The following is a 9,645-nucleotide window of genomic DNA, read 5'->3' as shown; positions in this document are numbered from 1 at the left end:
AGGTATGGGTCCCCGTCGGATCTGGACGTGTCGGCGTGAGCGGCGCTTTGGCGGTTGCGGTGGTCCTGATCGTCCTGCTGATCCTCCTGCCCCTGCTGTGACCCCGTGTCGGCCCTGCGCTCTCGGGGGTGCAGGGCCGACACCCCCACCTATCTGAAGGAGACCCGCATGGTCCCGTTCCCCGTGTTCCTGGAGCCGGCCGACCCCGACGACGACCCCGCCGAGGGCGTGCTGTTCGCCGTCGAGCAGCCCGACCCCTCAACCGCGCCCCCTCACCTCTGACCCCCTGGTTCCGCTCTTCGGAGGGGGAGAGCGGAATCCCACCCCCTGACTGACAGGAGGCCCACCGTGGCCAAGCTTCACATCGCTGACCTGTTCGACCTCGAATACCTGGAGACCGCGATCGAGGCCGGCTTCATCCGTGAGCAGGCCCACCCGATCGAGCCGCTGCGCATCCTCAGCTACACGGAGAAGACCCAGTACGAGGGGGAGTGGAACCACGCCACCCAGACCTGCCGGGGTCTGATCGTTGACGAGAAGGGCTGGGTCGTGGCCCGCCCGTTCCACAAGTTCTTCAACTTCGGCGACCCCATGACGGGTGAGCTGGACGCGTCAGCGAAGGCCGTCGTGGTCGACAAGATGGACGGCTCACTTGGCATTCTTCACCCGACGTCGGCGGGGTTCGCGATTGCCACCCGTGGGTCGTTCACGTCCGACCAGGCGCAGCACGCCACGGAGGTTCTTCGCTGGCGGTACCCGGACTTCATGCCGCCCGAGGGCGTCACCGTGTTGTTCGAGATCGTCTACCCCGAGAACCGCATCGTGTGTGACTACGGCGGCGCTGACGACCTGTTCCTGCTCGGCGGGGTCGAGATCGACACCGGGCGAGTGCTTGGGCCGGACGAGGTGGCCGGTTGGTCGGGGCCGACGGCGGCGGTGTTCAACGTGCCGACGCTGGCGGACGCTTTGGCGATGCCGCCGCGGCCCGGCGCTGAGGGGTTCGTGGTGCGGCTGGTCGAGTCGGGCCAGATGGTGAAGCTAAAGCAGGCGGATTATGTGGCACTCCACAAGATCATCACTGGGTTGAATGCTCGCGGAGTCTGGGAACTCCTCGGCGAAGGCAAAACCATCGCCGACATCTGCGAACCCCTTCCCGACGAGTTCCACAAGTGGGTGCGCGACCTCGCTGACGACCTTCAGCGAGAAGCCTCCGAACTCCTCGAAGACACCGAGGGCTACCACGAGAAGATCCTCGCTGGCCTGCCTGAAGGGTGGACGCGCAAGGACTACGCGTTGGAGGCGTCCAAGTCCACGCTCCGCGGCTGGCTGTTCATGCTCCTCGACGAGCGCGACCCCCGACCGCACATCTGGAAGACGCTCCGCCCGTCCGGCGACATGCGCCCCGTCCAGTTCTCGGAGGCGACGGCATGACGGAGCTGCTGATAACGCGTGGCCTCCCGGGCTGCGGCAAGACGTACTACGCCTCCGCCTGGGTGGCTGAGGACCCGGGCAGGCGGGCACGCGTCAATCGGGACGACCTGCGCTCGATGATCCATGACGGGGCGTGGATCAAAGGAGTGACGGAACCACGGATCCTCGTAGCTCGCGATGCCCTGGTGTCCGCTCTGCTGAAGCGCGGCGTGTCCGTCGTGGTCGACGACACCAATCTGCCGCAGCGCACCGTCCGAGACCTCGCCAAACTCGCCAAGCGAGCCGGGGCCGAGTTGCGGGTCGTGGACTTCACCCACGTGCCCGTCGAGACGTGCATCGAGCGGGATGCCAAGCGGGACCGCGCCGTGGGTGAGGACGTCATCCGCGGCATGCACCTGCGGTACCTGCGCGGCCGGGATCTGCCTCTTCCGCTGCCCGAGGAGGGTGAGGGCGAGTTGGCCGGCGTCGTCCGTTACGAGGAGAAGCCCGGAACTCCGAAGGCTGTCATGGTCGACATCGACGGCACGGTGGCGCTGATGACCGACAGGTCCCCGTTCGACGAGACCCGGGTCCATGAGGATCTGCCGAACCTGCCGGTCATCAAGGTCGTGCGGGCGCTGCACGCGGCGGGGCATCGGGTGGTGTTCCTGTCCGGCCGGAGGGATGCGTGCCAGGCCGAAACCGAGAAGTGGCTGGCCGAGCACGTCGGCGTGCCGTACGAGGGTCTGTTCATGCGCCGCACGGGCGACGGGCGCAAGGACTCGATCGTCAAGGCGGAGCTGTTCGACCAGCACGTCCGCGACGTCTACGACGTGGCGTGCGTCCTCGATGACCGTGACCAGGTGGTCCGCATGTGGCGTGACCTCGGGTTGACGGTGCTCCAGGTCGCCGACGGCGCTTTCTGATCATCCCCGGTCCCGCTGTACGAGGGCTACAGCGGGGCCAACCCACACAGAGACCAGCAGCGGAAGGAGGGGTGTGTGTGTCAGCCAGGGATGCGGCGACGAACCTCGGCGAGCAGGGCGTCGGTGTCGATCTCGGCGAGGTTAACTGGCGCTTCCGTGATCTTCACCTCCTCCTCGCTGAGGAACCCCGCGTACTTGAACGCCTCCACGGTGGGGCGACCGTAGGCGCGAGCGAACGCGGCGGCACTGTCCGGCCGTGGACCCTTGTCGCGCCACCGGGCGATGCTCGATTGGCCGATGCCGGTCTTGTCGGCGATGGCCTGTTGGGTCGCCGAACCGGTGATGCGCTGCACGTACTCCCACCACTCGCTCACGCGGGCCACTTTATGCGCGTCCGGGTTACCCGTCCACGCATGTCAGGGCTTTGTGTGCCGGTTTCTGGGGTGACATTGCCGTTGCGGTCAATGCATGCGTGCATTATGGTGAAGCTGCAAGCAGATTATCCGCCCTTGCATATAGGGCTTGGCCAGCAGAAAGGAGGCACAGTGAGCGCCCCGCTCCGAATCCGTCACGCCAAACTCGCGAAATACCGCGAGCAGACCGGACTCACCACAGAGCAGCGCCTCGCCGACGCCATGGGAGTGAACCAGGGGACCGTCAACCGGATCCTCCGTGGCAGCAAGATCCCGAGCGCCCGATTCATCTGCGCTCTGGTCCGTGCCTTCGACGGCGCGACCTTCGACGAACTGTGGGAGATCACGATCAGCACCAAGCAGGCGGCCAAGTGAACGAGTTGGCCCTGACCGAATCCGCCTCGCTGCGCGCTGAGCACGCCGGGCGGGTGGACGTGCTCGACAAGGTGAAGGCGCTCAGCCTTCTTCCGGACAACGTCCATGCCACGACGGAGATGGTCGCCACCTACTACGAGGTGTCGCCCGAAGCGATCGACCAGATCGTGAAGCGCAACCGGCCCGAGCTGGAGAGTAACGGCTACAGGGTCCTGTCCCGGACCGAGTTTGAGGGTGTCGCGGGTGACACTCTCAAATTGTCCCCTCAGGCCCGCCGTGTCGCAGTGTTCAACCGCCGGGCGATCCTCAACGTCGGCCAGATCCTCACTGGATCCAAGCCCGCCAAGGACGTCCGCGCCTACCTCCTGAACCTCGAAGAGGTCGCCACCCACGAGCAGCGATCCGAGGCCATCGACCGGGTTCAGCTTGCCAAGGCGCGGATCGAGATGCTCGCGGCGGCGGACGGCTACCTCGACACCAAGTGGGTGCGCCTGAAGATGCGCATTCAGGCTGCGATCGGTCTCGGCGAAGAGCCGGAGATCGAGCCCGACGAGATGCCGCTCTACGTCCCGGACTTTCTCAAGAGCAAGGGGCTGAAGGGCGACCAGATCAAGTCGATCCAGTCGTGGTTCGGACGTCGCCTCGTGAAGTTTGCCCTCGCCGAAGGTCGCCCGGTGCCCGAGAAGCGCGCCGAAGACACCACGTCTGGCGCGCTGCGCGAGACCAACGCTTGGACCCGCAAGGACCTGCCCCTCTTTGAAGAGGTCTGGGACACCTACTACGCCTCGGAGTTCGCTCGCGACGAGCAGGCCGAACTCTTCGCTGGGAGCGATGCCTGATGAGTGAGCGTTTCCGTAACCGCCCGTTCGAGGTGACCGCTATCCAGTGGGTTGGCGAGTCGAACTGCGCTGAGGTGTTCGCGTTCGTTGGCCTGAACCACGACGACTGGGCCGACGAGTTGGACCACTCGAAGCTGCACCTGCCGGTCCTTGAAGGCGACACTGCTGTTCACGGTGACTGGTTGGTGAAGTACGCCGACGGCGCGGTGAAGGTCATGAAGCCGTCGGAGTTCGAGGCCGGCTTCGAGAAGGTCTCGTCCATCCTGTCCAACGCCGAGTGGCGCGCGGAGGGCACCCGCCGATTCGGCAAGGACGCCGCCCAGTGGAAGTTCCGCTGTCCGGCCTGCGGCAACGTCGCCAGTGCCTCTGACTTCATTGCCCTTGGCGTCAGCGGACACAGCGCCCCGCACGGGTGCATCGGTGGTGTACAGGTGGAACTCGGCGGCCTGCCCGGCGTGAAGCACTGCAAGTACCACGTGTCCGACCTGCCGCGCCTGCCCGAGGTCATCAAGGTCGAGGGGGCGGCGGGAGACGCCCTGCTGGCCTTCCCTTTCGCTGAGGCCGCCCCTGCCTCGGCTGCTCTTCCCCTTGGGGAGGCGTCGTGAGCCCCGCTGAGGAGATCCGCGCGGCCGTGGCCCCGCCGAGGCGCCCCGAGAGCGTCGTCGGCAAAGAGGAAGGCATCAAGCACGGCACCCCGGCCGGGTACAAGCAGCACCTGTACCGGAAGGTGCCGCCATGCGCGCAGTGCCTGAACGCCCTGGGCGCGTACCAGAAGACGCGGAAAGCTGCCGGGCACAAGCCGAAGCGGAAGTCGGCAAAGACCTCCCCGGCGGCAGAGTCCGCCCCTGTCGAGACCACCTCCCCGTGGGGTGTGATCCACGGGGACACCGCACGCGAACCCGCCCTCACCTACATCCCCTACCTCGATGAGCGAGGCCAGGTCCTCGCCCGCCACGAGCAGGCCGAGGCCGCACTGCGCGTCGCGGAGCGGGCGACGGACGCCGCCGAGCTCCGGGATCTGCTGGACATGTTGGGCGTGGATCTCGAATCGCTGCGTGACCTTCTTGCCGGGAGCGCCCGGTGAGCGCCGAGACGACCACCACGTCCGACAAACTCCGCGCCGCTGTTGAAGCGCTGACCAGCGACGCCCCGGTGTACGCGCCCGGTACGGCCCGCATCATGAGCAACCCCGCCGAGAACGAGCTGATCATCAGCGTGTGCGACCAGCACGGCGAGGCGGCGCCTGCGGTGAGGTTCGACGCCTTCGGCCACTGCCGGTCCTGCGTCTTCGTCCGCCTGCACTCCAGCGACCTTCGGTTCGCCCAGCAGATCGCGGCCCTGATCAACGCGCGGAAGCCGCTCGCCGCCTGGCTGGAGTCGTGGGACGGCATCGAGATCCGCGAGGACGGGCCGATGTCGGACGACTTCCGGCACACCCTCGTTGTCGCCCGCCACATCAACGCGATCGCTGCTGACCTCATCGCCTCTTCGAAGGCTTCCGCTCCGGCCACGCTGACCACCCCCACCCCTGAGCAGGAGAGCCCCCATGCCTGAGCTGACCATCCCCGCCGCCCCCATCACCGCTGAGGTCGCCTCCCACGTGCTGGCCCACCATGAAGCGCCCGGCGGGGTCGAGCCCACCGACTTCATCGACACCGTGATCGCCGTGGCCACTCGCGTGGGTGCCGAGCAGTTCCTTGCCCTGATCACCCCGTACGCCCACGCCGCCGAACTCGCGACCAAAGACGACGGCATCGCGCTGCTGCAGGTCCTCGCCGGCCAGCCCACCAACTTCTGAAAGGACGTTCTCCTCATGTCTGAGCAGACCAGCACCAAGCCACCGCTTCCCTCCGGCATGTATGACCCGTTCCCCCGCATCGCTGTGGACGAGAGCGAAGACAGCCCGTTCCGGCGAGTGCTCCGCCTCGGCGTCGGTGTCGCTGACAACTGGATGCTCGGACCGGATGGCCCGTACAAGAAGCCTGGCCAGACCGGCGCCGACATCACCAGGGCTCAGGTGCGTGAGGCGCTTCTGCACCTGCTGGAACTCGGGTTCATCGACATCGACGTGGAGCGGCTGATGGCGGCTCCCGGATACCCGCTCCAGCGTGAGGCGGCTCCGGCTGCTCTTCCCCTTGGGGAGGAAGCGTGACGATCACACTCCCTGGACCGGACCTTTCGCTGAACTCTGCCGAGGCTTCGTGCCGGGTCGGCGACCCCGGGCTGCTGTGTGGACGTGATGTGGTGATCACCTTGGTGGTCGGCTGCGTCCACGAGCACCTTCTCCGCAGGCCCTTGTGCCAGTTCCACGTGGAGCGCCTCGCGAACGGGCGCGTCATCTGTGGCCACTGCTTCGACGCCGATGGGCACCGCTGTGAGTTGCACCTTCTCCGCGAGATTCCCGCCTCCATCCCCTGAACGCACGAAGCCCCGCCTGGGCTTAGCAGGCGGGGCTCCACTCCCAACCCTAGCTAGGAGCACAGCAATGACGTTTCACATCGGTGAGACCCTCAACGTCGGCTACTACGGCGTCAAGGTCGTCGACATCACCGACCTCGGAGACGCCGAAATCACGGTCGAACTGGACTGTGTTCTCGGCACCTACCGTCTGACCGTCCCGCTCGGCGTCGCCGAGGTTCAGCGTGTCATTCCCGCCGAGGGCGAGCTGCAGCCGGGTGACGTCTGGAAGGACAGCACCGGTAACCCGTGGTTCGCCGCCCGCTACTACCCCGACTACGACAACAAGGAGGACTCTAGGGGAGTCAACGCGGACGGCTGGCGGACCGTGCTTGTCCCCGAGGACATCAGCGAGGCGGGGGCTCCGAAGCGTCCCGAGGACGTCAACCAGGACTACGGCCCGATGACGCTGGTGTACCGCGAGGCGTCGCCGGGTCAGGTAGAGCCGGAGCCCGCCGCCTCGGTCCGAATCGACAGCCTGTATGGGCGGATCAAGTCCGAGGATGTCACTGTCTCCCACCCCGACTGGAACGACGGGAAGCCGGTGGTTCTCACTGAGCTTCACGGCAGGTTCGACGGGCGCGTGGAGGTCACGTACGGGGTGCCGGAGACCCGCGACTACCTTTCCGCCACCGTGCCCGCTGACACTCTCGTCACCCCCTATGGCGGTGCGGCATGAGCGGACTCACCCCCGAGCGGCGCGCCGAGATCGAGTCCCGCGCCGCGAAGGTTTTCGAGATCTTCGGCGACGACTGGCACCTCATCTACGACAAGGACGAGATCGAGGTCGAGTGCCGCGCTGACTACACGGGAACGAGACCGTTCCCCGGCGCGTACACTCCGATCTTTCTCACTACCCAGTGGCCGGATCACGACCCGACCTCACCACTCGCGGAGTTCCTCGCCGCGTCGATCGTGGACATCCCCACGCTCCTGGGTGAGGTCGACCGGCTGCACGAGGTCGGGCGTGCGCAGCTCGCGATGTGCATGGCGGCAGAACTGGAGCGAGACGCCCGCCTGACAGCCGGGGACGTCGAGCGCTTCTTGAAGCGGGAGCGCGACGAGTACGAGCCGCGTGGTGAGTGCTGGAACACCGTGGACGACGTCCTGGACGCCTTCCGCTTGCACATGGTCACTGGCACCCCGCTCACGTCCCCGAGGCCTGCCGAAGGCCCTGAAGCGCCCTTCGTGGGCGAGGAGCCGAAGACCGAAGCCGAAGAGCTGCGGGAGAAAGTTGAGCAGCTGCGCGCCGAGCGGAACAACGCTGTCGCCACCGTCGCCGAGCAGTGGAAGCGGTCCGTCACTCGGGAGCGGGAGCACAACGCCGACCGCGCTGCGATGGAGCGGTTCCGGGCCGAACGGGATCAGCTGCGCGCCGTCTTGGAGGACCTGACGGTGTCCGTCGAGCACGACCGGGACTCCTCCGCCTGCCGGGAACGCCCCGCCTACCAGGAGCGGCTCAAGCCCTGCCAGCAGCGCGAGGCCGACCATGGCGAGGACTGCCCCGCCTGCACCCTCCACGCCGCCCTTGCTCAGACGCAGAAGGGCGGTGCCCAGTGACTGCTTTGCCTCCCTACACAGGGGTGCTCACCGCTGAGCATCTGGCGGTGGTGGACGAGGTGAGAGAGCAGTGGATGGCCGATGGGCTGTCCACTGAGCGGGTGGACCGGGCCGTTGCCGAGGACGCGGTACGTCGTGCGTACCGGGCGGCAGGGGTGGATGAGCCCGCTCTGATCGTGTGGATGGGGTCGCCGCTGGGCTGTATGGTCGCCGCTACTGCCGTAGCCCAGCTCGGGGGTCAGCTCGGGGGCCAGCTCAGGGACCAGCTCAGGGGCCAGCTCAGGGACCAGCTCTGGGGCCAGCTCAGGGGCCAGCTCAGGGGCCAGCTCTGGGACCAGCTCTGGGACCAGCTCTGGGACCAGCTCTGGGACCAGCTCAGGGGCCAGCTCTGGGACCAGCTCAGGGGCCAGCTCAGGGACCAGCTCAGGGGCCAGCTCGGGGACCAGCTCTGGGGCCAGCTCAGGGACCAGCTCTGGGACCAGCTCGGGGGCCAGCTCAGGGACCAGCTCTGGGGCGTCATCGATGTGCACCGTGACGCCTACTGGGCCGCGCTGTACCACCTCGCGCTCCGCATCGCTCACACCTCCAACGACCGCCTCGACACACTCGCCACCGCGATCCGCTCCCTTGGCTGGTGGATCCCCACACGCGGTGCAGTCATCCTGTCGGACCGTCCCACCGTCATCCACCGAGACGACGACCACCGTCTGCACTGCGAGGACGGCCCAGCCATCGCCTACCCCGACGGGTGGGCCATCTACGCCTGGCACGGCACCCGAGTCCCCCAGTGGGTCATCACCACCCCAACCCCGGAGCGGATCTTCGAAGAGCCGAACGCGGAGATCCGCCGCTGCGCAGTGGAGTCCATGGGATGGCCGCAATACATCCAAGCAGCCGGTCTCGCCCTGGTCGCGGAGGCCCCTGACCCCGGCAACCCCGGCCACACCCTCTCGCTGTACGACGTCCCCGAACGGATCTTCGAAGAGCCCGTCCGGGTCCTCGTCTGCGTCAACGGCTCCGTGGAGCGTGACGGCACCCGCCGCGTCTTCGGCCTCACCACCCCCGCTGACATCGCCGACCCTGTAGCCGCCGCAGCGTGGACGTACGGGCTCCCGGCTGAGACGTACGCGCGCCTACAGCGCCGTACCTAACCAACCCGACAACCAGGGAGAGAGAACAGCATGATCACGCTCCACGAGCTCGTCAGCCGCACCGGGCTGACCGTCGACAACCACCTCGCCGACGCGGAGATCCCCGTCATCGACGGCCCGCAGTGCCAGGGAGACCTGGCCATCATTCCGCTCACGATGGTCGACGGGAGGGTGCGTGTCCGCCCCGGCGCTGATTGGGCGCCGGTCCAGCGTGCCGGGGTGGAGGTGCTGCGCGGCGCCGCCATGGGCAACGCGCACACGCTGGTGGCCGACCCCGGCACCTGCCGGTGGACCGCCGACGTCGACGACCAGGACAACCTGGCGCTGGGCGTCCTTGACACCACCGCAACCGCGTACCTGCTGCATCGCGAGCACGGCGGCACCGGCATCGCCCCCGGCTGCTACGTGGTGCGCCGGCAAAGGGAGCAGCGCGACCTGATCGCGTACGTCGCCGACTAGCCCTCCCGGTGGCGGGGGTGCCAAGCGGGATCCCCGCCGCCCTGTGCCCACTACG

Annotated in this window: 15 protein-coding genes; 14 read left to right on the top strand and 1 reads right to left on the bottom strand. The window is 67.4% G+C overall.

What is annotated here, in order from left to right; genetic code table 11:
- The first annotated feature begins 348 nt into the window (after positions 1 to 348).
- Together ACQP0P_RS36715 and ACQP0P_RS36710 are read left to right on the top strand one after the other, a co-directional pair.
- Entirely contained in the window at positions 349 to 1,431 is a 1,083-nt protein-coding gene (locus ACQP0P_RS36715; protein WP_433364310.1) for an RNA ligase, read from the top strand.
- The gene (locus ACQP0P_RS36710) at positions 1,428 to 2,336 is read left to right on the top strand and encodes an AAA family ATPase (protein ID WP_433364307.1); all 909 of its coding nucleotides are present in this window, start codon (positions 1,428 to 1,430) and stop codon (positions 2,334 to 2,336) included. The genes ACQP0P_RS36715 and ACQP0P_RS36710 overlap by 4 nt, the downstream gene beginning before the upstream one ends.
- An 80-nt stretch (positions 2,337 to 2,416) precedes the next feature.
- Here ACQP0P_RS36710 and ACQP0P_RS36705 read toward each other — a convergent pair whose 3' ends face one another.
- Positions 2,417 to 2,710, bottom strand: coding sequence for a helix-turn-helix domain-containing protein (locus ACQP0P_RS36705; protein ID WP_433364304.1), 294 nt, complete (start codon positions 2,708 to 2,710; stop codon positions 2,417 to 2,419).
- A gap of 171 nt (positions 2,711 to 2,881) precedes the next feature.
- Between ACQP0P_RS36705 and ACQP0P_RS36700 the strand changes: the two genes are divergently transcribed.
- The 12 genes from ACQP0P_RS36700 to ACQP0P_RS36645 all read left to right on the top strand — a co-directional run bounded on the left by ACQP0P_RS36700 (position 2,882) and on the right by ACQP0P_RS36645 (position 9,590).
- Positions 2,882 to 3,124: a helix-turn-helix transcriptional regulator gene (locus ACQP0P_RS36700; protein WP_433364301.1), complete on the top strand. Its 243-nt coding sequence runs from the start codon at positions 2,882 to 2,884 to the stop codon at positions 3,122 to 3,124.
- Positions 3,121 to 3,963, top strand: coding sequence for a hypothetical protein (locus tag ACQP0P_RS36695; RefSeq protein ID WP_433364298.1), 843 nt, complete (start codon positions 3,121 to 3,123; stop codon positions 3,961 to 3,963). Before ACQP0P_RS36700 ends, ACQP0P_RS36695 begins: the two co-directional genes overlap by 4 nt.
- The gene (locus ACQP0P_RS36690; RefSeq protein WP_433364295.1) at positions 3,963 to 4,568 is read left to right on the top strand and encodes a VVA0879 family protein; all 606 of its coding nucleotides are present in this window, start codon (positions 3,963 to 3,965) and stop codon (positions 4,566 to 4,568) included. The genes ACQP0P_RS36695 and ACQP0P_RS36690 overlap by 1 nt, the downstream gene beginning before the upstream one ends.
- Positions 4,565 to 5,047 (top strand): hypothetical protein, encoded by a 483-nt coding sequence (locus ACQP0P_RS36685; protein ID WP_433364293.1) that lies wholly within the window; start codon positions 4,565 to 4,567, stop codon positions 5,045 to 5,047. The genes ACQP0P_RS36690 and ACQP0P_RS36685 overlap by 4 nt, the downstream gene beginning before the upstream one ends.
- Positions 5,044 to 5,517 carry a hypothetical protein gene (locus tag ACQP0P_RS36680; RefSeq protein ID WP_433364290.1) on the top strand — a complete coding sequence of 158 codons (474 nt, stop codon included), beginning with the start codon at positions 5,044 to 5,046 and terminating at the stop codon, positions 5,515 to 5,517. The genes ACQP0P_RS36685 and ACQP0P_RS36680 overlap by 4 nt, the downstream gene beginning before the upstream one ends.
- Positions 5,510 to 5,761, top strand: a complete 252-nt coding sequence (locus ACQP0P_RS36675; RefSeq protein WP_433364287.1) for a hypothetical protein — start codon at positions 5,510 to 5,512, stop codon at positions 5,759 to 5,761. Before ACQP0P_RS36680 ends, ACQP0P_RS36675 begins: the two co-directional genes overlap by 8 nt.
- 15 nt (positions 5,762 to 5,776) lie before the next feature.
- Positions 5,777 to 6,115, top strand: a complete 339-nt coding sequence (locus ACQP0P_RS36670; RefSeq protein ID WP_433364284.1) for a hypothetical protein — start codon at positions 5,777 to 5,779, stop codon at positions 6,113 to 6,115.
- On the top strand, positions 6,112 to 6,381 hold the full coding sequence (locus ACQP0P_RS36665) for a hypothetical protein (protein ID WP_433364281.1): 270 nt from the start codon (positions 6,112 to 6,114) through the stop codon (positions 6,379 to 6,381). The genes ACQP0P_RS36670 and ACQP0P_RS36665 overlap by 4 nt, the downstream gene beginning before the upstream one ends.
- A 67-nt stretch (positions 6,382 to 6,448) precedes the next feature.
- Positions 6,449 to 7,099, top strand: a complete 651-nt coding sequence (locus ACQP0P_RS36660) for a hypothetical protein (RefSeq protein WP_433364278.1) — start codon at positions 6,449 to 6,451, stop codon at positions 7,097 to 7,099.
- Complete coding sequence (locus ACQP0P_RS36655) at positions 7,096 to 7,980, top strand: hypothetical protein (protein ID WP_433364275.1); 885 nt, start codon at positions 7,096 to 7,098, stop codon at positions 7,978 to 7,980. Before ACQP0P_RS36660 ends, ACQP0P_RS36655 begins: the two co-directional genes overlap by 4 nt.
- Before the next feature lie 5 nt (positions 7,981 to 7,985).
- Positions 7,986 to 9,131: a DUF6745 domain-containing protein gene (locus tag ACQP0P_RS36650; protein ID WP_433364272.1), complete on the top strand. Its 1,146-nt coding sequence runs from the start codon at positions 7,986 to 7,988 to the stop codon at positions 9,129 to 9,131.
- A 30-nt stretch (positions 9,132 to 9,161) separates the two neighbouring features.
- The gene (locus tag ACQP0P_RS36645) at positions 9,162 to 9,590 is read left to right on the top strand and encodes a hypothetical protein (RefSeq protein ID WP_433364269.1); all 429 of its coding nucleotides are present in this window, start codon (positions 9,162 to 9,164) and stop codon (positions 9,588 to 9,590) included.
- Positions 9,591 to 9,645: the final 55 nt, after the last annotated feature.

Origin of the sequence: Streptosporangium sp. CA-115845 (assembly GCF_050943795.1) — a bacterium.
Taxonomy (GTDB): domain Bacteria; phylum Actinomycetota; class Actinomycetes; order Streptosporangiales; family Streptosporangiaceae; genus Streptosporangium.
This window is presented reverse-complemented; position numbering and strand designations above follow the sequence as displayed.

Coding starts and splice junctions, on each gene's coding strand:
- ACQP0P_RS36710 (WP_433364307.1), top strand. CDS start 1,428: ATGACGGAGCTGCTGATAACGCGTGGCCTCCCGGGCTGCGGCAAGACG.
- ACQP0P_RS36690 (WP_433364295.1), top strand. CDS start 3,963: ATGAGTGAGCGTTTCCGTAACCGCCCGTTCGAGGTGACCGCTATCCAG.
- ACQP0P_RS36675 (WP_433364287.1), top strand. CDS start 5,510: ATGCCTGAGCTGACCATCCCCGCCGCCCCCATCACCGCTGAGGTCGCC.
- ACQP0P_RS36670 (WP_433364284.1), top strand. CDS start 5,777: ATGTCTGAGCAGACCAGCACCAAGCCACCGCTTCCCTCCGGCATGTAT.
- ACQP0P_RS36660 (WP_433364278.1), top strand. CDS start 6,449: ATGACGTTTCACATCGGTGAGACCCTCAACGTCGGCTACTACGGCGTC.
- ACQP0P_RS36655 (WP_433364275.1), top strand. CDS start 7,096: ATGAGCGGACTCACCCCCGAGCGGCGCGCCGAGATCGAGTCCCGCGCC.
- ACQP0P_RS36645 (WP_433364269.1), top strand. CDS start 9,162: ATGATCACGCTCCACGAGCTCGTCAGCCGCACCGGGCTGACCGTCGAC.